The sequence below is a fragment of the Thermococcus onnurineus NA1 genome (assembly GCF_000018365.1).
In the GTDB taxonomy this organism is placed as follows: domain Archaea; phylum Methanobacteriota_B; class Thermococci; order Thermococcales; family Thermococcaceae; genus Thermococcus; species Thermococcus onnurineus.
Genome location: NC_011529.1, coordinates 1,680,629 through 1,702,827, shown reverse-complemented (window position 1 = coordinate 1,702,827; position 22,199 = coordinate 1,680,629). Strand labels below are relative to the sequence as shown.

The window sequence follows — 22,199 nt, the reverse complement described above, 5'->3', positions numbered from 1 at the left end:
GGTATCGTCGAGATTACCCGCAGAAATCCCGGAGAACCCATATTCAACGAGCCATGGGATCACCTCATAATACTTGATGATTGCAGGTTCGACGTATTCAAGCAAGAGTTCCTAGAGAGAAACCTGCCTGGCGAGCTCAAATCAAAATTCTCGCTCGGTTCATGGACTGGCGAGTTCCTGGTAAAGAACTTTTATGATGAACAATACGATGATATAGTTTACATAACTGCAAACCCCTTCGTAGACAGATACCTTCGCGGGAAGTTCCATAGAATTGTATCGGTATGGAAAAAGCACTGGGATGAAAAGTACAGCACGGTGCCGCCCAGCGCTGTATACCTCGAGACGATAAAAGCAATGGAGAAATACCCAGACAAACGCTTAATAATTCACTTCCTCCAGCCCCATCACCCATATTTCACCCTTAGGAACTTTAAGGACGATGCAATGACCCTCATCAAGAACTCCGTTGAAGAGGGTGACTTTTCTCTGCGGGGATTCCCAAGGGAACCCCCTCACAAGATATACCTCTCGGAGATATATGCCTACTTCAGTCTTCATCGTCTTATCAAGGCATACGTGGAAAACCTCCGCATAGTCATCCCCTATGTGGAGCTACTACTCCACAAACTCCGTGGTAGAACGGTTGTCACGGCAGACCACGGAGAGCTCTTCGGCGAGATCGTTACTCCACTTCTCCCGATAAGGGTCTACGGCCACGGTATAGGCAGGATTCCCAGCCTGACTTTAGTGCCGTGGTGGGTGGTTGATGAAGGAGACAAATCAAAACTGCGTCCCATTAGAGATATCAAAAAGGATATAACCAAAATAGAACGTCGTTTTGGCTTCAGATCTTTTACCAAAGAGACCATCAGACTGAAGCGGGTGATCTCAACTCTAAAGCTCAAGGGGAAGATCTGATCCTGTGTTGTGTAAACTTCCGTGAGAGAATGGCCATTTTCCTAAGCCGTTTGGGATTGCTCATCAGGGTCTCAAGGGCCTCCTCCAATGACTCAATCTTAATAGTTTTCATAATAGTTCCAGTTTTGCCATCCAGAACAAACACCTTCGAACCCACATTCGGAGAAATAACAACAGGAACGCCAAATGCTTGAGCCTCCACAACCACCATCCCAAAGGACTCGAAAGAGGAGGGCAGGACAAGCATCTTGGCTGTAGAGTACACCCGGGCTAGATCATCAGGGTCGTTTATCCGCCCCAGAAACCGTACTCTCTGGGATATTCCAAGTTTAGACACAAGGGAAACGTATTCGGGTTTCATATCACCGTCCCCAACTATCCACAACTCCCATCCTGGATATCGTGATGAGACCTCAGAAAACGCCCCAAGAAGAAGATCAAGGTTCTTGAATCTGTGATACCTCCCAAGCTGGCCTACGAAAAGGATTACGTTTTTCCTCTTTACGGGAAGATTTAGGAGACAGTGCTCCATTAGACTATGAGCCATAGGAGGATATGAGATTTCCGAGTTGTACCCCTTCCTTTTCAGATATTCCCACACAGAACGGGATACTGAAGTTATCATCGCCCTCCGAAGCGTTAACCTCTCAAGCGTGGCCATGTAGATGACAGCAATGAAATCCAAGAGCCTCGCTCCCTTTTTGAGGCCGACAGTATGGTAGACTATCCTGATCGGAATGTCGTATATCCCCGAGAGAATTGCAGCCACATCAGCAGCGAACGGCACGGGAGTATGTGCAATTATTAGATCTTTATGTTTCATCCTCTTGGCTAAGGCAACAACAAACTTCAACCCGATGGGTGTGTTAGAGACTATAAGTTCCGGTTTTATCCTGCATACCCTAAATCCGTTCATATCCTCGCTGCTTTCTGAGCCTTTAGTCATGCAGAGTACTTCAACATCATGTTCTTTTGCAAGCCGTTTGGCCATGTGAAATGCATACCTTTCCAAGCCCCCACCTTCAGGATAAAAATATGGAGAGACAATCAGAATAGACTTTCTGTCTTTTTCCATTAATCGTCCCCCTTGAGGAGATATATGCTAACGAAGAACGCAAAAAACATTACCTGGATTCCAATCGTCGTGAACGTCAGTACAAGAATGGCCTCCTTCAGCTTGAACAAAGCACCGTATCCCGCGTTTTGCCACTGGAGGAAGATATGGACACCTAACATAATTCCTATAATGAACATAATCCCCCCGACCAACAAGCCCTCCTCGAGGATTGAATACCTCATAAAGAAGTTCGTGAGTCTTGTGGGTTCATCCAGCCCCTCCTTAGCCGCATAGACCTTGGCAGAGATCCCAAAGCTCAGGATCTGAACACTGAGTAGGGTAAGTGCACTGCCGAGTATCATTGTATGCAGTCTCTCTGGGTTAATGAAGTAAGTGTACCCCATAAGCAGAAGTCCCATACCCAGGAGCAGTATTCCAGGGAAGAGGAACAGATGCGATGGGGAATACAGCAACATAAGTCTCAGGTGTCTCCACCCATCTTTAAAGGAGCTGAGCTTTGATTCACCAATCCTCTGATGGTACCTGATGGGAACCTCAACTATCCTCAGATTCTTCTTTGCAGCCTCTATGACCATTTCACTCGCAAACTCCATCCCCCTACATTTCAGGGGCAGTTGATCAAGTACATCCTTTCTTATGGCTCTCATACCACAGTGAGCGTCAGATATTCCAGCTTTGAAGAGGATGTTGAGAATTTTGGTTAGAAGGGGATTCCCAATATATTTGTGAAGCCAGGGCATGGCGCCCTTATCCATCTTCCCCCTCAGCCGGGTACCTATTACAAAGTCTGCCTCCCCCTCTAGGAGGGGCTTCAAGATATTTGGAATATCCTCTGGGTCATAGCTACCATCGGGATCCATCATTATAATGAACTTTCCATCTGCATGTTTGAACCCAGTTAGGTATGCATCGCCATAGCCAATACCTTCCTGCTTAATAACCTTCGCACCGAGCTGTTCGGCTATTTCAGGGGTTTTATCGACACTCTTATCCACAACAATAATCTCGTATGGTACCTCCAGCCTCTCCAGCACACCCCTGATACGGGGCAGCATTATCGATATAGCCCTTTCCTCATTTCTTGTAGGTAAAACAACCGTCACCTCAGGTTTCATGCAGCACACCCTTGTAGTATCTTTCCAACTTCTTAGAGATATTATCCCAGTCGTATTTCCTTGCAAGTGAGATAGACTGTCGTCTCATCTTGTAAGAATTTTCCCACGCTAATAAGATTTTCTGTGCAAAATCTTCCGGCGTAGGAGTGCTTACATAACCATTCTTTCCAGGCAATATCAGTTCTTTTGATGCATTTAAGGGAGCATCCACGGTAACTACTGGAATTCCAGAGGCATTTGCTTCAAGAACGACCATGCCGAATCCTTCTCTCATAGAAGGGAAAGCTAAGAGCCTAGAAGATTTAAGTATCGCTATAACTTCCTCAAAATCCTCCAAGAACCCCAGAAATTCTACATTTTTCTGTAGCCCTTGCCTTCTTGTGAAAGTTTCTAATTCTTTTTTCTGGGGCCCATCCCCAATTATTCCAACTCTGAATGTGGGATACTCAGTCCGTATCGGCTTTATCGCTCTTAGTAGCAACATCACATTTTTATGTTCTACGAGCCTGCCAACGAATACTGCATCATATCTCTTCTCCCGATGAGGAGGTACCTTTTTTATGGCTTTGAAGTCAATACCATTAGGTATTAACTCAAATCTCCCCGCTCGTACTTTACACAACCTCTGCAAAGTGTGTTTTGAAACCACGACATGATTCTCTGTCAGTTTTAGCATGTTATCTTCTACTAATCTCCCAATTCTTGACCCAGCAGGAAGGTATTCTCCCCAATATTCTCCCCAATACTCATGCCACGTTATTACAAAATTACCTGAATCGGCAAATTTGAATTTTGCCGAATAACTGGGCAAGTAAGGGAACTCCTGGCAGTCCACAATGTCGTAAGAGTTTACTTTTTTCATCAATAGTCTCCAAGAAAACATTATTGCCTCCTTGGGATCCCGCTTGTTACCTTTGTAGAAGTGAACGGGCCTTCCAACGCCATGGATAATTATACCTTCACGTTCTAGTTGCTTATTAGAACCCCACCAATTGAAGGAGTACCAGTGCACCTCATGCCTTTTTGCAAGTCTCTTTCCAATTTCATACAGCCTACGTTCCACGCCCCCTTTGATTTCTGGATATAACGCATCATAAACAAATGCAATCTTCATAATCCTGCTCTCCCCTCCCTTTGCTTTTGGGTTATGGCTTTAAAATTATCTACCCCTGAACGTTTTATGATGCCCCTATTTTTTAACATTAAACTTTGTGAAGATAGAGAATAACACAATGCTTTTAATATTCTCAGAAAAGGTACTGCTATGGGGGATTCAAGTGAGAACAGTTACACTAGAATTCATTCTGAGCGTTATCAAAAACCTGCTTAAACCAAAGTATGCCCTCCCTATTTTAACTAGCATCGCCATCGCTATTCGCTTAATACCCTTTAGATTAAGCTATCTTCTTGGCTATGACACATATTTTCATATGGCATACGTTAAGTATTCCCTTAAACTTGGGGAGTGGGTGAACTTTTTCCCGTACGCCAAAGCTCCTTGGGGCATGCTTGTAAATAACTTTCATCCACTTGGCCTCTGGATGACCCCGGCTTATGTATACAGGATCTTATCGATTTTTGGAATCTCACTCTACGATTCATTCAGGATAACACCTGTCATTTTTGGCGTTTTAACCATTATATTCGTGTATCTGTCTGTCTGGAAGCTGTATGGCAGAGAAGAAGCATTTTTAAGCGCGTTGTTTTTATCCATCTCCTTTGGACACGTCTTCCGTTCAATAGCTGGATATTATCGGGGGGACAACTATCTGCTTTTCTGGTACAGTCTCGCTCTCTTGGGAATTAGCCTTGCTCTCTCACGCCGGAATGAAGGAGAAAGCTGGAAAAAGAGGAGACTGCTACTCTATCTAGTACCAGCATTAGCATCAGGCCTGGCAAGTATATTTTGGAGTGCATATTACCTAATATTCGTGTTCCTCCTTGGAAACGCTATATTTCTATCCATAGGTGCACTGTTACTCCAGAAGTCTCGTATGTTAGTTGACTCAGTAGCCATCGTTGTATCTACTCTCTTCGGAGCCCTATTGGCGAATTTTCTTGGGGAGTACTTTTACTATGGAATGTTTGGATGGAATCGTCCTCTAGGTATCGAAACTGCACAGAAGCTCGGATTTCACCTTGAGACCATTAAGGATGCTTTCTTACTGGCTTACATAAGATATGCAGTTCCACTAGCCCTTGCATTTATCGTGCTTTTGTTCATAATATCTAAAGTCATACGAAGTAGGACGCATCGTGTCGGGATTATAGTTGTACTCCTCATATTGGCGTTAGTTTTGATGGTGAAGTACTACGGATTCATAGAAGGCACTTTTTTAAGTTTTATAAAGCACTTCAGCGGGGAATCCATCACAGAAACGCGGCAACCGTCCCTCCGGGATGTGTGGATCTCCTACGGTTCAGTAATCATTGCAGCTTTGTTCTTTCTTTTACGACTCAGACCCTCAAAGATTGCCATTGAAGACTTCGTTGTGCTCGGATTTGTGTTGCCAAGTATACCTATGATATACACTTGGACTAGATTCCTCTTTATAGGTTCCCCTGCGGTCGCCATACTCGGCGGAGTTGGGTTATGGAACCTTGTAAGGGAGATCCATAAGTTGAACATCCGCAGTCATCCAGTTATAGCTGGTATTCTCATAGTCCTTGTCACTGTTCCCACCGCATGGGTAGGCGTACAGAACACACTCAACGTAAAACCATTTATGAATGCTGAATGGGAGAAAGCCCTAATCTATCTCAGCGAGCATTCCAACGGAAACGATATTGTTCTCACCTGGTGGGATCAAGGATATTGGGTTACCTACTACTCCTGGAGAGCCCCAGTTACTCAAGGGGTTCCAAACGAGTTCGTAGCTAGGTATTACATGGGTCTGGCCAGCGAAGAGGAGCTTATGAATCTGGGCGTGGATTACATCATAGTATCATACGACACCGTTTTAAAGTTCCCGGCAGTGCTGGAGACGGCTGGAGTTCCTCCCAAGGACTACCCGATGGTGCCCATTCCACTCGTGGAGCAGGTTGGAGGAGCGTTCCTCTTCGAAAGAGAGGGGTACTCCATATCGGCCAGAACCAGGAGCAGCAGCTGGGAGGTAGTGGTAACGGTAGGGGGGAGCAGGTTCTCCCCCAGGAAAGCCTTCGTTGAAGACACTGCAGGGGTCAGGGAGGTGAACGTCACAGGGATCCAGAAGGCAGATGCCTACGTGTACCTCAACCTGAACTACGGCTACGCGGTGCTGATGAACGGCAGGGCATTCAACACGACCCTCGCCAGGCTGATGTTCACGGAGAGGGCACCAAACTACCGCCTGGTTTACTCGGACAGAGGATACATAAAGATTTTCAGATTCGAACACCCCAACGTGGCGGTCCTCAGGGATGGGGACAAAATCGTGCTGAGGTTTACCAATGCCACGGGGACAGATCTGGTAATCGAAGGATTTTTAGACAACGGGACGAGAGTGTTCAGGAGATGCTACGATGTCAGTGGGATGAGTGAGTTCACGCTTCCTGAGCAGCTGAACGGAAGCGTTGTTGTGAGGTATTCACACGAGATTAAAGGGAGAGTCCTTGATAGGGGAGTTTTTAGGGTTAATACCCCCAGCCACTAGCCAGTGAAACAGACATCACCAAGAAATGCCCTGGTATTACCATCATTGCATACACAGTTGACTGGTAATCGTTTACCAGTATCAGGACTCCATACCCCGAGATACAATTCATAGCATCCATTTGAGGGGACTTTCAATAAGTACACTTCCATTACAGGAGTGCCCATCTGCCAAGTACTCGTGGGGCACTTCCCAGCACATGGGGGATGATCCTGCTGAAATTCAATGCTGTTATTTTTGACAAAATGAACGAAAACAGTATAGTCCTGTTTAATGGGGGCAAGAGGTAGCCAGATATAGCACACAACCATAGAGTTATTTAATCCCCCTATCCTGACCATTGACATGTTGATAAGCCTTATTTTCCGGTCAAAATCGACCGTTCTATTTAATGAGAACACAATATCGCTCGTAGAATGAAGGTCAAACACGTACATGCCATCTACAAAGGTAGAATTATAATGTGAAAACAGATAGCAGGCTAGCTCAGAGTATTTCGGGTTTTTGAAAAGGGCATCGTTTGCAATGAAGTATCTGTATCTATTGGGAGATTGAAGCTTAGTAATTAGGTCATCAAGATTCCACACAAGTTCAACACGCCGTTCGGAATAGAACGTTGAAGAGTAACTATGAATTCCCGTACCGGGAATCACCAGAACGCCCTCATCAGGAGACGTCATGGACTTTATTCTTTTCCCCCATTTGTATTCTACGGGATAATCCCATCTGTCCCGGATGGAAACCACATAGGTAGCCTGAGCTGCAAAAAGCACGAGAATTAGGAATATCACAATTCCCTTTAATACCCTTTCAGAAGATTTTTTTCGGATTCCCAGCCAAAATAGTCCCATCATCAAAAGCACGCCAATTACGAGCAGAATCCCGTATTTGGGAACATAAGGATATATCAAGTTCTTTGAATATCCAAATAACAGGTATATAGGGACAAAAATAGCAAACGATACCTTAAGTGATTCCGTATCAAGCAACCTCTCTTTGTCAGGAAGAGACAAGGCAATCCACGTAACAAAAGTTAAGACAAACCACACAAGAACAACTACAAACTCGACAACATAATCAATGCGTACCTTGTAGACCACAGCTAAAATCTCAAGAGTAAACACAGACTCAATAAGAGTCACGAACAAAAGGCCCAAAGATACCAGAGAGAGATGAATCCCTTTAGAGACAGACACCCACCTGTTGGGCAGTTCTGCAAAAAGAACAATGCCCCTTCCAGAGGAAAGCACCATTGCAGGAACGAGCTGGTAGAGCCAGAAATCATGTATCCACGCCCCTTGTTTAAACACAAAGATGCTCACAAGCCCATGGAAAAAAAGAGGTAGTATATATCCATCCCTAACGGGCCTCCGGATAACATAGTATCCTGCCCAGAAAACCGTGAACAGCAGGATTATAGAGGTAAACAGGTTAAGTGCCCTCTTAAGCTCAAGGACCAAAAATTGTAAAATGGTGAATGTATAGCGAGCTCCTGGACGATCAAATCCGTGGTAAACTTTAATCCCTGTCCTGGTGAGAAAGCCATGGTATAACTCCACGATCTGTTCACGACCTCCCACCATAAACACAAAGAGGAGGTAAGACGCGAAAGCTAATAGCGCAGTTCCAAACAGTACTACCAACACCCTGTGTTTGTCTGGCCGATCTGAGAGAACAGCATGAATTCCAATTCCCAACACGATGATATATGCCTGCCAGTCGAACCAAGTACCCACGAAAAGGGAGAGTCCCATGTATACTAGATACCTAGATTTGGGGTGTTCAGACCACAGGATATAGAAATACAGTGTGAGGAGAACAAAAGGGATCGCCGAATAATCGGGAGCCACGATTCTATCATAATACGCGGTCATGGGCAGTAACGCGAAGATTAGAGATGAAACATAGGCAACTGTGTCTCCCCAAAGGCGCTTTGAAATCTTATAAACCATAACAAGGGTAACCAGGGATAATACTATCTCAGCCAATCTAACGCTGGCTTCGGTTATCCCAAAGAGCCGGAAAAACAGAGATACCCATATACTGATGAGAGGAGGATGGTGAAAATAGTACTCATACCCACCGTTATAAACATAATACGGTGTCGATATTAAACCCAGCTTGGTATTTAAGTAACCATACCAGACATAATTTTTAGCATAAACCGCATACTGACAGTTAATGTATCGGAAATACTCAGTAAACGGCCTATTGAGATCTCTAATCCTAACCAAAAGTGCCAAGATGAAGATCGAAGGGAATATCAACGTATTTGTAGAGACCTTATGAGCGAGGCCTCCTAAATGAACCCCAGTATCCTTCCCCATCAGATTCACACTCCCCAACGTAAAAGAAATGAGAATATATAAATTTTTTGAAGGCCAAAATACTTTTTAGGTCTTCACTATCTCAAGTGTAGGTGTCCATAATGATCGGACTCATCTTCGACATGGACGGCGTGATATACCGGGGCAATAAGCCCATAGATGGCACGCGAGAGGTAGTAAACTTCCTGAAAGAAAGGGACATCCCCTTCGCCTTCCTCACCAACAACTCCACCAGGAATGCCCAGATGTACCGCGAGAAGCTCCTCAGGATGGGAATAGACGTTGAAGAAGAGCGTATCATCACCTCCGGCTACGCCACCGCCAGGTACCTCCAGACCCACTTTAAGGAAGGCCCCATCTTTGTCATTGGCGGGAAAGGACTCCAAGAGGAAGTAGTGAGGATGGGCTGGCCCGTGATGGGCCTCGAGGAAGCAAGGGAAAGGTGGAGGGATATCAAATACGTCGTGGTCGGCCTCGACCCTGAGTTAACCTACGAGAAGCTGAAGTACGGAACGCTGGCAATAAGGAACGGAGCGAAGTTCATAGGAACCAATCCGGACACAACGTATCCCTCCGAGGAAGGTCTTTATCCAGGAGCGGGGTCGATTATAGCGGCGCTGAAGGCATCGACAGATGCTGATCCCCTCATAATAGGCAAGCCCAACGAACCCGCTTACGAGGTCGTCAGGGAGAAGCTCGGTGACGTCGACGAGATATGGATGGTGGGCGACAGGCTCGACACGGACATAGCCTTCGCCAGGAGATTTGGCATGAAGGCAATAATGGTCCTGACAGGCGTCAGCACGCTGAAAGACGTTGAGAAGAGCGAGGTAAAACCCGACCTAATCCTCCCGAGCATTAAGGAGCTGCTCGAATACCTGAAGGTTAAGCTGGAGGCTTCAGAATGAACCTTCGTGAGCTGCTCGAAAGACTCATCTGGCAGGAGAACGAGCTCTACAACCTGTACAAGCTCGGCGAAACGTTCGCCACCTACGAAAGGCCCGAGTTCGTTGAGACCTTCCGCATCATAGCGGAGGAGGAGCTCAGGCACAGGAAGACCCTCGAAGGGATGCTCTCCGGGGGGACTCTGAAAGGCACGGCCGTTATAGACTACCTAGACTCACTTTCGCTGGAGCCCATGCTGAGCGACGAAAGGGTTGAGCCCGAGAGCCTCGAGGAGTTGATACTTGAGGCGTTGATAAGGGAGAAACACGCCTACGAGCTCTATACGAAGCTATCTGAAATCCTAAAGGACTCTCTCAGCCAGATTTTTAGGATGATGGCAAGTGAGGAGCTCAAACACGCCTACAGGCTCAGGCTGGTCTACGAAGGGCTTTGACGTTTGGATAATTTGTCCGACATTTACCTTTTCTACCTTCTTACCCTGCAGGCAAATTTAGAGGCATAAATTTGTCACCCCGGCAAAGGCTACCGGGGTAAGGTATATGTAGGGTGACAGCCACAAAGCCGTGCTGATGCTTCTACTAACAGGGGCAACGATAAACAACTGTACGTCAGGGGTGTTTATATGGCCGTTGAAAAAGTGATGAAAAGGGACGGCAGGATTGTCCCATTTGATAAAGAGCGTATAAAATGGGCTATCCAAAGGGCAATGCTTGAAGTCGGTGTCCGTGACGAGAAGCTTCTCAACAGGGTCGTTAGAAGGGTCGTCAAAAGGGTGAACGAGCTCTACGACGGGCAGGTGCCTCACATAGAGAACATCCAGGATATAGTCGAGCTCGAGCTGATGAGAGTTGGTCTCTTCGACGTCGCCAAGGCCTACATCCTCTACCGTAAGAAGAAGGCCGAGATCAGGGAGGAAAAGAAGAAGATACTCAACAAAGACAAGCTCGACGAGATAGACAAGCGCTTCTCCATCAATGCCCTCCGCGTTTTGGCTTCTCGCTACCTTATCAGGAACGAGAAAGGAGAAATAATTGAGAGCCCGAGGGAGCTCTTTGAGAGGGTTGCGACTCTGGTGGTCATCCCTGATCTGCTCTACGATGAGAGGGTCTTCGACAGGGAAGGAAACCACGAGCAGGACCTAAGTAATGTCGAGAAATACATGGAGAAGCTCGACGAGTACGATAGAAAACTCTCAATCGGCAGGTTCAAGCTCAACAAGTACCACTTCGAAAGGCTCCTCAACCTCTACCGCGAGCTCGCCCAGAAGGGCCAGATGAAGGTCTCCATAGACGAAGTCATCGGGATGCTCGAGAACGGAGCCTTTGACAAGTACGAGGACGAAATAGAGGAGTACTTCCGCCTGATGACGAGCCAGACCTTCATGCCGAACACGCCGGCCCTCATAAACTCAGGAAGGCCGCTCGGGATGCTCTCAGCGTGCTTCGTCGTTCCGATAGAGGACGACATGGAGAGCATAATGAAGGCAGCACACGATGTAGCAATGATACAGAAGATGGGTGGCGGTACCGGTTTGAACTTCTCCAAACTCCGCCCGGAGGGTGATTTAGTCGGAACCACCACTGGAGCGGCATCTGGCCCTGTCAGCTTCATGCACCTCATCGATGCCGTCAGCGACGTGATAAAGCAGGGTGGAGTGAGAAGAGGCGCGAACATGGGCATCCTCGAAGTCTGGCACCCTGACATCGAGAAGTTCATCCACGCCAAAGAGAAGAACATCGGAACGAACGTTTTAGCAAACTTCAACATCAGCGTGGGCATATGGTCCGACTTCTGGGAAGCTCTGAGAGAAGGCAAGCGCTATCCGCTCATCAACCCAAGGACTGGCGAGAAGGTCAAGGAGATTGACCCGAAGAGCCTCTTCGAGGAGTTAGCATTTATGGCCTGGGCCAAGGCCGATCCGGGAGTTATATTCTTCGATGTCATCAACAGGAGGAACGTCTTAGAGCCCGCAAAAGGTGAAAAGATACGCGCGACCAACCCCTGCGGAGAAGAGCCCCTCTATGAGTACGAATCCTGTAATTTAGCCAGCATAAACCTCGCCAAATTCGTCAAGTACGATGAAGAAGGCAAGCCCTACTTCGATTGGGACGAGTACGCCTATGTAATCCAGAAGGTCGCCAAGTACCTCGACAACGCAATCGACGTCAACAAGTTCCCGCTCCCTGAGATAGACTACAACACCAAGCTGACGAGGAGGATAGGCGTCGGAATGATGGGCCTGGCCGATGCCCTCTTCAAGCTCGGCATAGCCTACAACAGCAAGGAAGGCTACGACTTCATGAGAAAGGCAACAGAGTACCTTACCTTCTACGCCTACAAGTACAGCGTCGAAGCAGCTAAAAAGCGCGGACCCTTCCCGCTCTACGAGAAGACGAGGTACAAGGATGGCGAGCTTCCGGTCGAGGGCTACTACCACAGGGAGGTCTGGACACTCCCATGGGACGAGCTGGTTGAGGAGATCAAGAAGTACGGCGTCAGGAACGGAATGGTGACCACCTGTCCGCCCACCGGCTCGGTCAGCATGATAGCCGATACCTCCAGCGGCATAGAACCCATCTTTGCCCTCGTCTACAAGAAGAGCGTCACCGTTGGCGAGTTTTACTACGTTGACCCTGTCTTCGAGGCTGAGCTGAAGAAGCGCGGTCTCTGGAGCGACGAGCTGCTGAGGAAGATAAGCGATAACTACGGAAGTGTCCAGGGCCTCGAAGAAATCCCCGAGGACATGCAGCGCGTTTTCGTCACCTCGATGGACATACACTGGCTCGACCACATACTGGCTCAGGCCAACATCCAGCTCTGGCTCACCGATTCAGCGAGCAAGACAATCAACATGCCGAACGACGCCACCGTCGAGGACGTTAAAGCTGCATACCTCCTCGCATACAAGCTCGGCTGCAAGGGCATAACCGTCTATCGCGACGGCTCGCTCAGCGTTCAGGTCTACAGCGTCGAGGGAGAAAAGAGGCAGCGCGTCAAGGCCAAGCCAAGCGCTTACGCTGTCGAGAAGCTCAAGGCCGTCGTTGAGGCCGAGCCATGGCTGACCAAGTTCATCAACATCGAAGGCATACTCAACGGCACCAACGGCAAGAAAAAGGAGGAAGCCCCAGCACCCAATTTTTCCCTGAGCATGACAAAGACCCTTAAACCCGAAGCCCACGAGCATCCACATCATAGGGAGCCGCCGGAGATTCCCGAGGAGAAGATAAAAGAGCTCTTAGGGGTCACTTACTGTCCAGTCTGCTATGAGAAGGACGGAAAGCTCGTTGAGCTGAAAATGGAGAGTGGTTGCGCCACCTGTCCTGTCTGTGGCTGGAGCAAGTGCGTCATTGGATGAATTCTCCCCTTTTTTCTTATGCTTTGACATCTCTCTGTTAACGGAGGCTTTTTAAGTCTATATATTTAACTTCTTGCCATCAGACGAAAGCCTTAAATTGAAGGCCTTTCCAACCTGCGCTATTCGGAGGTGTTAACATGGACAAGATTTACCTTACCTGGTGGCAGATTGACAGGGCGGTCTTCGCGCTCGCCGAAGAGCTGAGGAAGAAGTTCATGCCCGACGTCATAGTCGGCGTCGCTAGGGGCGGCCTCATTCCCGCTGTAATGCTCAGCCACATCCTTGGCGACGTTGACGTCGAGATCATAGCCGTCAAGTTCTACAAGGATATAGAGGAGCACATGGAGAAACCAGTAGTGACAATACCGCTGCATGGTTCGCTGAATGGAAAGAGGGTCGTCATCGTCGACGACGTCAGCGACACAGGTAAGACTCTTGAGGTAGTCATAGAGGAAGTCAAGAAGGCTGGCGCTAGGGAGGTAAAGGTCGCCTGCCTCAGCATGAAGCCCTGGACTAAGGTCGTTCCTGACTTCTATGTCTTCAGGACCGACCAGTGGATAGTCTTCCCTTGGGAAGAGTTCCCTGTTGTTGTGAGGGAGTGAGGTTTCTTTTTTTACTTCCAGATAAAAAGTCAGATTCCATAGCCAAAGAGTTTTAAGCTTTCACTTCCAAGAACTTCAACGGGTGGTTTTAGTGAAAAAACTACACGCAATCCTAATTCTGGCCGTGCTTACTTTTTCGTTGTTTTTCGTCAACGCGGCGCCAGGAACCCCAGAGACCACAGGGAACGGTTCTACTCCAGCACAGAAATACTCCCTGGGAGCCCTGTACGTCTCTCCGGAGGAATACGCAAGAGTTACGGGATTCGAGCCCAAGCAGCTAACGCCGCAGAAGTACCTAGAGCTCATTAAGAACGCTCCAGGATATCCTGGAAGGACGAACTCACTTAGGAAAGCCCTGAAGAACCTGGCCTACCCAAATGCATTTTCACTGGACAGCCTGCCTGCGAAGGTCGTAAACGGCCTTTACCTACCGCCGGTAGGGAGCCAGGGTGCTGTGGGTTCGTGTGTTGGATGGGCGTCCACGTACTATACCTGGACATACATGATTAACTGGTTCCGAGGCAATCCCACGCCGTCCACGGACGGGGAGATAATGAACCCCATCTTCACCTACAACCTGATAAACGATGGAACCGACAGCGGCAGCTACATGCTGGACGCGATGAATCTAATCTCGACGATCGGAGCCGTTCCCCTGAACATGTTCCCCCTGTTCGTCTACGGGCCCTATGGAGACCCCGACAACTACGCCTGGCTATGGCCTAACGACACCCAATGGCTCAGTGCCCCCTACAACCGCGGGGTCGATGGAATGGCCTCCCCCATAGGCTACCCCTGGGACATATACATGCTCGATCTTACGAACAGCACCCAGTTCAATTACCTGAAGGGACTGCTCGCCTACGGCTACATCGCGTACACCGGGATCAACGTATACGGCGAGTTCTACGGATTTAACTCCACCAACAACATATACGCCCTCAACCAGAACCGCGGGAACTACGAGGGCGGCCACGCCGTGACAATAGTCGGATACGATGACACAAAGCAAACTCCCGACGGCCAGGGAGCCTTTCTGCTCCTGAACTCCTGGGGGGAAGACTGGGGCGACAAGGGCTATTTCTGGCTCACCTACCAGGCCGCCCAGGACCCCAACCACGAGATAAGTCAGGGCTATGCCTTCGTGATGGTACCGAAATATCCCCAACCGTACCAGCCCAAGGTTCTCGCGGGCTTCAAAATCAATCACCCGCTCAGGGGAGAGATAATCGGCGGGGTGTGGAACCAAGAGTCCAGTGGAATAGAGATAGGAATTGGAAACCCCGACTCTCCCACGTGGAGCAGACGGTACCTCAACTTCTACATGGGCTACCGTGCCACTCCCCAGGATCTCGCCAATTACCAGGCCCACCCCTTCCCGAACAGCACCATCTTCCTGGACGTCACGGACGCGATCGAGGCCGCGTCGGCGATTGCCGACTCCTCTGTGGTGCCCGTATACATCAAGGTTAGGGACAAGTACCAGGACGGAGTCACCGGAAACCTGGAGTACTTCGAGGTTAGGATTCCAGTGCTCAACCGGACCATATGGACAGGCGTCAACTCACAGATTCCCGAGGGGAGCGACCTCGTGGTCTCACTCGACATTCCCCTAGCGGACTACATCTCCCCGACCCCATCGGACATGGACACCCTTGCCCAGTCATGGCTTTACGTCAGGACAAAGAGCCTCGTCGATGTGAACTACGCCAAGCTCGTGCTGACCAACCTCGGCAAGGACAGGGGCATCGAGTGGTACCAGGTCGGCCAGCCGCAGGCCATCGAGGGCACCGACTGGATCGTCACCGTCCTCGACATAAGCATCATCGACCAGAGGGCCATTATCACAGTTAAAAACGCCGCCACTGGGGTTGAAAGCGACCCAATAGTACTTGAAAAGAGCGTGCCCGTCTATCTGTACCAGGTCAACGGCTCACTCCAGTACGGAACCACCTATCCCGGTCGGGCTGACCTCGTGCTGACCCTGGTGGACACGTTCATAGGCATCAACAACAATCCCTACGCGACGATACAGGCCGTGACGGACAGAGAGACCGAGACGTACTGGATGTGGGGAGGGCAGAACGATTTCAAGGTTAACGCCACAGGACTCGAACCAGGCAACTACACCTACCAGGTTCTCCTGAACCTGACCAATGGGAACGAAATAAAGCTGCCCGAGAGGAGGGTAACCCTCCTGGGAGAACCCGTAGCAACCCTCAAGATCCTCTCCAGGCCCTCGAACGCCAGCGTCTACATCGACGGGAACTACAGGGGAATGACCCCGTTAACCCTGGAAATTCCGGCGGGGAACCACACCATTGCACTCGCGAGAACGGGATACGAAACTTACACCACAACAGTAACGCTTGGATTCCAGGAGAGCAGGGTGATCGACGTGGTGCTAACCCCATCAGGTGACTACGCCCTCTTCCCCATCGGGGACTACCCCAGCTCGGTGGGGAACGCGAGCAGGTTGTTCTTCGTGTTCAACAACCTCGGCACCCCCGACGCTTTCTCGACGGCCCTTTACGTCTCACCGACCGTGTCTTCCGGAGCCAACGTCAGAAGGACGGCCAGACTGGCCAGCACGTTTGACCTCGGGGAGGTTTCCCCGGGGGACACCGTGGTCTCCGTCGGTGGACCCCTCGTCAATCCAATAACCGCAAGATACGATAACGTTTCAATGGTTCACATGGAAATCTTCGGGGGAACCATAACGATAGTAACGCCCCAGGGCAACGTCACATGGACCGCTCCGAAACCGTGGTGGAACGTCACGCAGGGATACTTCGTCATCCAGAGCTTCGCGGATAGGAGCTTAAACGCAACGGTGTTCACGATCTACGGTACCGACGCTGACAGCACCGCGGCCGGAACGTACTACTTCCTGACAAAGATTTACCCGAACATAGAGAGTTACAGGAACGTCCAGTACATCGTCGGCCTCTGGCAGGACACCGAGCCGGGGGCAGATATTCCACTGCCCGGAGCGGATCAGGGAGACACCAGCGGCTTTAGTGCGGGCGACAGTATAACAATAGTATTTATGGGATGATCAACATTTTTCTTTCTTTTGTTTTGAGGTACCAACACGTCATCTTAAGCTTATGAAATTCTCCCAAGGTCTACCTATTGTTCCAATCACTCAGGAAAACTGATTTAACTTCCCAATTCTTTCTGGTATCAGGTGGTGTTATGAGGGCGTTCATAGCCATTGAAGTTGGTGACAAGGTGAGGGACAACCTCCTGAAAGCTCAGGAAAGGATTGGAAATAAAGCGGCGAAGATAAAGTTCGTTGAGAGGGAGAACTTCCACGTCACGCTCAAGTTCCTCGGCGAGATCGACGAGGCAACCGCCGAAGAAGTGAAGAGGGCTTTGGCAGAAATAGCGAAGAAGCACAAAAAGCACAGGGTCAGGGTCAAGGGAATCGGCCTCTTCCCAAACCCGAACTACGTCCGCGTCATCTGGGCTGGAATAGAGAACGACGAGGGCATTAAGGCCATAGCAAACGACGTTGAACGCGAGATGAGGAGGCTGGGCTTCAAGAAGGACAAAGACTTCGTCGCCCACATCACAATCGGTCGCGTCAAGTTCGTGAGGGACAAGCTGGAACTGGCGATGGCGCTGAAGGATCTGGCAAACGAGGACTTCGGAGAGTTTGAGGTCGACGCTATAGAACTGAAGAAAAGCACGCTCACCCCCAAGGGCCCGATTTACGAGACCGTGGCGAGGTTTGAACTGGCGGAGTGATGGTAATGGTTCAAGAAGTTATTGGGGAAGTCCTCGTCAGGATCAGGCCGAACGAAGAGGAGAGGGCTTTTATTGAAGGCCTGATGCGAGAGATCGAGAACATAGCCCGTGGAAGGGCTGAAGAGCTTGGCCTTGACATTAAACCTTATTTTGTTGGTTCCCTCGCCAAGGACACTTACCTAGCCGGCGACCACGACGTTGACCTCTTCATGGCCTTTCCCCTCGACACTCCCCTCGAAGAGCTCCGCGGGAAGGGCCTCGAGCTTGGTAAGGCCATAGCGGAGAGGCTCGATAGCTACGAAGTTGCCTACGCGGAGCACCCCTACGTGAGAGCCCGCTATAAAGGGGTCAAGGTTGATATAGTCCCCTGCTACGACGTCGACAGCTGGAAGGACGTCAGAACGGCAGTTGATCGCTCCATACTCCACACGAAGTGGGTGCTTGAAAACCTCCACGGCAGAAACGACGATGTCAGGCTTTTGAAGCGCTTCCTCAAGGGAATAAACGCCTACGGCAGCGAGATTTACGTGAGGGGCTTTTCGGGCTACCTTGCCGAAATCCTGATTATCAAGTACGGCTCATTCCTGGATGTTCTGGAGAAGGCCGACTTCATGCTGAGGCAGAAGATAATAGACCCTGCCGGCTGGCTCAAGAGTGAACCAGAAATAGCCATGAAGACCATTAAGAGGGAAGCTGAAGGGGACAAGCCGCTCATCGTCATAGACCCCGTTGACCCGAGGAGGAACGTCGCCGCAAATCTGGGCTGGGAGAAGTTCGGGAGGTTCTACTTCAAGGCCCATCAATTTCTGGAAGAGCCCCTCGTAGAGTTCTTCTTCCCGACGGAGAGCACGGGAGAGAACTACCTCGGAGAGCTCAGAAGAAAGAGAACACACCTCGTCACGCTCCTCTTCAAAAAGCCCCAGCTTGTTGATGACCTGATCCTCCCGCAGCTGGAGAGGAGTGCCAGAGGCTTCGAGAAAGCGTTGAGAAGGGAGAACTTCAGGGTTCTCGGCTGGGACTACGGCTACGTTGGGGAGGAAGCGTTCATCATGCTGGAGCTGGACAGAATAGTGCGCGAGAAGATAACCATAAAGCCCGGCCCGGAGTTCTTCACTGAGAGGGGCTGGGACTTCTACCGGAAGAACGAGAGGGTCTGGCTGATTGGAAAGAGGCTGTACGCGGAGAAGAGGGTTAAGGAGAGCATCGTCGACGTCATTGTAGAGCTCCTGGAGAAGAATCAAGTTGCCTTGGGCAAGCAGGTAAGAGAGTTCATCCACTCCGCTGATATTCTGGTGGATTACGTTCCAGGGGAGCTCAAGAGAGAGGCATACCTCTTCCTGAGCAGGAAAAAGTGGAATTTGAAGGGCTAAGGCGGAAGTTGTCGTTCATCGAACAGCTTTTCAATCTTCTCCAGTATTCGTTTCAACTTCAAGTACTCCTCTCCATTCAGGGTTCCAAATATCAGCTCCAGTATGAAAGAGTCCCCTCCAGAGGATTTGGACTCCTTCATTCAGCACCACCTTTGTGATAGGGAGCGGTTTTCTTTTGCCAGCATCTTTCCAATCTCCGCAATGATTGCTTGCGTCAATAAAGAAAATTTGAAGTCAGAATATTCAGTCTCTGTGCTCGCACCACTCCTGATTCTCCCAGTGGCCGTGCCTCTCGCCCGGAATGTGGCCGGTGTCGGCAACGGCCCACTCGAGGTTGTAGGATCCGATCAGGGCCTTAAGCTCGCCCTTCATGTCCCTCCCTCCGACGTAGAGTGCGGCCCTCGTCACCACGTTGTAGCCGCTGTTAGGTACCTCTGGCTTCAGCGCGCTATTCCACGCTTTCTCGCTTGTTTCCCAGCCTTCGAGAGCCGGTAATGAGCCGAAGTTCCAAAGGTGGTAGAGTCTACCGAAGTTCAGGAGCTTCAGGTAGGCCTCGACGAAGATGTTTCTCCCCTCGTCGTTGAAGTACTCCATAAGCTCAATGAGGGCCTTAGCCATTACCGAGACGTTGCCGAAAGCCACGCGCGTGTCGAGGTTCTCCCAGAATCTCGGGCAGGAGTGATTTGCCAGAAGCATGAGGTAATAAATCCTTCCGAGCTTCAGGGCCTTCTTCTCGCCGTTCGCTGGCTCGAGGACGTAGTCCATTGAAGTTTCAATGCCGAAGTAGTCATAGTAATCCTTGAAGAAAATCCTCGCATATCTCACGAGGAACTCCTCGACGTTGGCGTTGAAATCCTTCAAACCTTCAAGCACGCCCAATCTCACAGTCCTATTTAGCTCCTCAAAAAGGCGCGTGAAAGCGACCTTCCAGAGCTGACTTATCCTCCTCCCCTCCACCTCACGGGCAAAGACCTTTCCATCGGCCCTTCTGTAGCCCAGCCACCTCGAATCGCTCGTCTTTCCGTCGAGGCTTAAGTCGAAGTAGTCGCTCCAGGCAGAGTAGTCCCTGACGCCCATCTCAAACTCGCATTCTCCCTCGAGGCGCTTGAACTCATCAGTGAGCTTTTTCTTAACGAACTCCATGGCAGAAACTCTCTCGACACCATTCCCTTCGAGGCCCTCCATCCATGCTGTAAACCTGTCGAGCTGGGCCGGATTTCCGAGGAGGCTCTCAAGGTCGCTGGCAGTAAAAACTAAGTACGGAACTCCCAGGCTCTCCTTATAGTCGTCCCACCGTCTGAGGGTTCCCTCTATCAGTTCCGAGACGTTGAGGGTGTTAAAAGCGAAGGCGTCGCTCAGTCCCCACTCGCGACCGAAGACAAAGGAGTTAGAATAGCGATTGCAGGAGTATTTGGCCTGAGGAAAGTCGTAGAGGAGCTGCCTCTCGTCGAGGAGGAAGACGAGCCTTTTATCCGTTGAGGACTCGACTATCTCGGCGCTCCCCCGTGTTATGACAGCCTCGGGAAGCCAGTAGCCAACGACGGGCTTGCTCCCTGTAAGTGGGGCGTAGAAGTCAAAGGAAACCCTCGCCAGAATCCGCTGCTCGAACTCGTCGAGGTGCGGGACGATTGGATGGAAGGGTGTGGTCGGAACAGCATCAAACTTCTCCAAGAGGGAAACCGTCTCCTCGAAGGTCTTCCTGTGGTAGCGGAGGAGCATTAGAACGGTGAACGGCTCAATGTCTATGCTTATTCCCTTCATTCGCGAGAGTGTATCGGCTATGTGTTCGTAGGAGTAGAGCATTGCCCTCGTCCAGTTCTCCCCCCTGACTTCCTCCCCGCGGATTTTTATGGCAACAGAACTCCTTCGCTCCTCATACTCTATCGGCTTACTTCCATCGCCGTTCTTAACATAAACTATGTCGCCCGGCTGGTAGGCGTGAAAATGGTGTGCGTACTTCATAAAACACTTCTTGAACATGGTCTCACCAAGAGTGATACATCATTTCTCTTTATTGACCTTTCGGAGGTGCATTTCTACCCATATATGGCCGATAAGTTAATAAAGCTGTGCATTGAAATTAGACCGGTGGGAGAATGGAACGTGAGTTCCGGAAGATTCTGGGCGAAGATCTGGCTAATTACCTTGAGCTTCTTCGAGCCAAGTTAGCCTTTGCCGAAGAGCTCTATGGCGTTAAGATGAACTACGTCCCGCTCATAACCGAGGGGGAAATAGTAATCCTCGACAAGAACGACGGCAAGATTAAGTGGCTAAAAACCAAGAGACCGCTCACTCTCGAAGAATTCGAGCGACTGGCCGGGAAAATAAAGGAAAATCTCGAATCTGGTTACGTCGAGATGCTCCTTGCAATGAACATGTCCTGCGTCCATGGGCCAGGGGAGTGATCAAGCTTTTTCGACTTCTATCTTGAGTGGTGTCAAGTTGAGGAGATTGTCGCTGATGGGACAGCGCTCGTCCACCTTTTCAATCCACTCTTTAAGCTTCTCCTCATCTGCATCAGCCTTGACCTTTATCTTTACACTTATCTCCTTGAAGCCAGCCCTGCCACCGTTTCCAGTCATGAACTTCTCAGGATTAAAGATGCCCTTTACCTCAACGGTTAGACTTTCGATGTTTATTCCCATGTCCTTGGCAACGAGGGTTCCGACTATGTTGAGGCATCCCGCCAAGGCAGCGAGCTGGTAGTCTAGCGGACATGGGTACTCCCCACCAAGCTTGTCTATGAGGATTTCAAAACCCTCGGCCCTGACCCTCATCTTGGTTGGAGAGAGCCTTTCTCCCACGGCCTTTATCTCCAAGTCTTTGTATTCAGGCATTCAAATCACCCAAAAACTTATTATACACAAGAGTTTAAAAGAAACTCCCAAACTGAAAGTTTAAAACAATGAGCTAACCCCCATAAATCACTGGAAGAACCTTAACAACGTCACCATCCTTCAAGACACGACTATGATCGACCTTTCTTTCGTTCACAAGTATATGGTGTTCAACGGCGCTTATCCCCAGTTCCCGCAGAAGCTCACCTACGGTTGTTCTTTCCTCAAGCTCAAGCTCCATCCGCGGTGAGAAGCGAAGGGCCACCTCGCCGTAGAGAATCAGTATGACCTTCATTGAACCAC

At 49.7% G+C, this 22,199-nt stretch carries 18 protein-coding genes; 10 read left to right on the top strand and 8 right to left on the bottom strand.

The window, feature by feature from the left end; all coding sequences use genetic code 11:
- Positions 1–318: 318 nt before the first annotated feature.
- Entirely contained in the window at positions 319–921 is a 603-nt protein-coding gene (locus tag TON_RS09285) for a hypothetical protein (RefSeq protein WP_238516399.1), read from the top strand.
- Here the strand turns inward: TON_RS09285 and TON_RS09280 are convergent.
- The 3 genes from TON_RS09280 to TON_RS09270 are packed head-to-tail and all read right to left on the bottom strand — an operon-like array spanning position 905 to position 4,228.
- Positions 905–1,996, bottom strand: a complete 1,092-nt coding sequence (locus TON_RS09280; RefSeq protein ID WP_012572785.1) for a glycosyltransferase family 4 protein — start codon at positions 1,994–1,996, stop codon at positions 905–907. The genes TON_RS09285 and TON_RS09280 overlap by 17 nt on opposite strands.
- Entirely contained in the window at positions 1,996–3,114 is a 1,119-nt protein-coding gene (locus TON_RS09275; RefSeq protein WP_012572784.1) for a glycosyltransferase family 2 protein, read from the bottom strand. The genes TON_RS09280 and TON_RS09275 overlap by 1 nt, the downstream gene beginning before the upstream one ends.
- Positions 3,104–4,228, bottom strand: coding sequence for a glycosyltransferase family 4 protein (locus tag TON_RS09270; protein WP_012572783.1), 1,125 nt, complete (start codon positions 4,226–4,228; stop codon positions 3,104–3,106). Before TON_RS09270 ends, TON_RS09275 begins: the two co-directional genes overlap by 11 nt.
- 97 nt (positions 4,229–4,325) lie before the next feature.
- On the opposite strand from TON_RS09270, the gene TON_RS09265 reads away from it, so the two are divergent.
- Positions 4,326–6,746 (top strand): glycosyltransferase family 39 protein, encoded by a 2,421-nt coding sequence (locus TON_RS09265; protein ID WP_238516397.1) that lies wholly within the window; start codon positions 4,326–4,328, stop codon positions 6,744–6,746.
- On the opposite strand, the gene TON_RS09260 is transcribed toward TON_RS09265, so the two are convergent.
- The gene (locus TON_RS09260; RefSeq protein ID WP_012572781.1) at positions 6,743–9,073 is read right to left on the bottom strand and encodes an ArnT family glycosyltransferase; all 2,331 of its coding nucleotides are present in this window, start codon (positions 9,071–9,073) and stop codon (positions 6,743–6,745) included. The genes TON_RS09265 and TON_RS09260 overlap by 4 nt on opposite strands.
- A 101-nt stretch (positions 9,074–9,174) precedes the next feature.
- On the opposite strand from TON_RS09260, the gene TON_RS09255 reads away from it, so the two are divergent.
- The 7 genes from TON_RS09255 (at position 9,175) to cca (ending at position 19,059) form a co-directional block, all read left to right on the top strand.
- Positions 9,175–9,981 carry an HAD-IIA family hydrolase gene (locus TON_RS09255; protein ID WP_012572780.1) on the top strand — a complete coding sequence of 269 codons (807 nt, stop codon included), beginning with the start codon at positions 9,175–9,177 and terminating at the stop codon, positions 9,979–9,981.
- Entirely contained in the window at positions 9,978–10,412 is a 435-nt protein-coding gene (locus tag TON_RS09250) for a ferritin family protein (RefSeq protein WP_012572779.1), read from the top strand. Before TON_RS09255 ends, TON_RS09250 begins: the two co-directional genes overlap by 4 nt.
- 189 nt (positions 10,413–10,601) lie before the next feature.
- A complete protein-coding gene (locus tag TON_RS09245) occupies positions 10,602–13,334 on the top strand; it encodes an adenosylcobalamin-dependent ribonucleoside-diphosphate reductase (RefSeq protein ID WP_012572778.1) in 2,733 nt (910 codons plus the stop codon).
- A 137-nt stretch (positions 13,335–13,471) separates the two neighbouring features.
- Entirely contained in the window at positions 13,472–13,936 is a 465-nt protein-coding gene (locus tag TON_RS09240) for a phosphoribosyltransferase (RefSeq protein ID WP_012572777.1), read from the top strand.
- 91 nt (positions 13,937–14,027) lie between these two features.
- On the top strand, positions 14,028–16,994 hold the full coding sequence (locus tag TON_RS09235; protein WP_012572776.1) for a PEGA domain-containing protein: 2,967 nt from the start codon (positions 14,028–14,030) through the stop codon (positions 16,992–16,994).
- Positions 16,995–17,134: 140 nt separating this feature from the next.
- Positions 17,135–17,689: an RNA 2',3'-cyclic phosphodiesterase gene (gene thpR / locus TON_RS09230; protein WP_012572775.1), complete on the top strand. Its 555-nt coding sequence runs from the start codon at positions 17,135–17,137 to the stop codon at positions 17,687–17,689.
- Positions 17,690–17,694: 5 nt separating this feature from the next.
- A complete protein-coding gene (gene cca / locus TON_RS09225; protein WP_012572774.1) occupies positions 17,695–19,059 on the top strand; it encodes a CCA tRNA nucleotidyltransferase in 1,365 nt (454 codons plus the stop codon).
- On the opposite strand, the gene TON_RS10505 is transcribed toward cca, so the two are convergent.
- Together TON_RS10505 and TON_RS09220 are read right to left on the bottom strand one after the other, a co-directional pair.
- On the bottom strand, positions 19,056–19,199 hold the full coding sequence (locus tag TON_RS10505; protein WP_187146226.1) for a hypothetical protein: 144 nt from the start codon (positions 19,197–19,199) through the stop codon (positions 19,056–19,058). The genes cca and TON_RS10505 overlap by 4 nt on opposite strands.
- A 103-nt stretch (positions 19,200–19,302) precedes the next feature.
- Positions 19,303–21,039, bottom strand: a complete 1,737-nt coding sequence (locus tag TON_RS09220) for a hypothetical protein (RefSeq protein ID WP_012572773.1) — start codon at positions 21,037–21,039, stop codon at positions 19,303–19,305.
- A 116-nt stretch (positions 21,040–21,155) separates the two neighbouring features.
- Here TON_RS09220 and TON_RS09215 point away from each other — a divergent pair, with 116 nt between their 5' ends.
- A complete protein-coding gene (locus TON_RS09215; protein ID WP_012572772.1) occupies positions 21,156–21,464 on the top strand; it encodes a hypothetical protein in 309 nt (102 codons plus the stop codon).
- On the opposite strand, the gene TON_RS09210 is transcribed toward TON_RS09215, so the two are convergent.
- Both TON_RS09210 and TON_RS09205 read right to left on the bottom strand, forming a co-directional pair.
- The gene (locus tag TON_RS09210) at positions 21,465–21,896 is read right to left on the bottom strand and encodes an OsmC family protein (RefSeq protein WP_012572771.1); all 432 of its coding nucleotides are present in this window, start codon (positions 21,894–21,896) and stop codon (positions 21,465–21,467) included.
- Positions 21,897–21,969: 73 nt separating this feature from the next.
- The gene (locus TON_RS09205; protein ID WP_012572770.1) at positions 21,970–22,191 is read right to left on the bottom strand and encodes a MoaD/ThiS family protein; all 222 of its coding nucleotides are present in this window, start codon (positions 22,189–22,191) and stop codon (positions 21,970–21,972) included.
- Positions 22,192–22,199 lie beyond the last annotated feature (8 nt).

Coding starts and splice junctions, on each gene's coding strand:
- TON_RS09280 (WP_012572785.1), bottom strand. CDS start 1,996: ATGGAAAAAGACAGAAAGTCTATTCTGATTGTCTCTCCATATTTTTAT.
- TON_RS09275 (WP_012572784.1), bottom strand. CDS start 3,114: ATGAAACCTGAGGTGACGGTTGTTTTACCTACAAGAAATGAGGAAAGG.
- TON_RS09270 (WP_012572783.1), bottom strand. CDS start 4,228: ATGAAGATTGCATTTGTTTATGATGCGTTATATCCAGAAATCAAAGGG.
- TON_RS09260 (WP_012572781.1), bottom strand. CDS start 9,073: ATGGGGAAGGATACTGGGGTTCATTTAGGAGGCCTCGCTCATAAGGTC.
- TON_RS09255 (WP_012572780.1), top strand. CDS start 9,175: ATGATCGGACTCATCTTCGACATGGACGGCGTGATATACCGGGGCAAT.
- TON_RS09250 (WP_012572779.1), top strand. CDS start 9,978: ATGAACCTTCGTGAGCTGCTCGAAAGACTCATCTGGCAGGAGAACGAG.
- TON_RS09245 (WP_012572778.1), top strand. CDS start 10,602: ATGGCCGTTGAAAAAGTGATGAAAAGGGACGGCAGGATTGTCCCATTT.
- TON_RS09240 (WP_012572777.1), top strand. CDS start 13,472: ATGGACAAGATTTACCTTACCTGGTGGCAGATTGACAGGGCGGTCTTC.
- thpR (WP_012572775.1), top strand. CDS start 17,135: ATGAGGGCGTTCATAGCCATTGAAGTTGGTGACAAGGTGAGGGACAAC.
- cca (WP_012572774.1), top strand. CDS start 17,695: ATGGTTCAAGAAGTTATTGGGGAAGTCCTCGTCAGGATCAGGCCGAAC.
- TON_RS10505 (WP_187146226.1), bottom strand. CDS start 19,199: ATGAAGGAGTCCAAATCCTCTGGAGGGGACTCTTTCATACTGGAGCTG.
- TON_RS09220 (WP_012572773.1), bottom strand. CDS start 21,039: ATGTTCAAGAAGTGTTTTATGAAGTACGCACACCATTTTCACGCCTAC.
- TON_RS09215 (WP_012572772.1), top strand. CDS start 21,156: ATGGAACGTGAGTTCCGGAAGATTCTGGGCGAAGATCTGGCTAATTAC.
- TON_RS09210 (WP_012572771.1), bottom strand. CDS start 21,896: ATGCCTGAATACAAAGACTTGGAGATAAAGGCCGTGGGAGAAAGGCTC.
- TON_RS09205 (WP_012572770.1), bottom strand. CDS start 22,191: ATGAAGGTCATACTGATTCTCTACGGCGAGGTGGCCCTTCGCTTCTCA.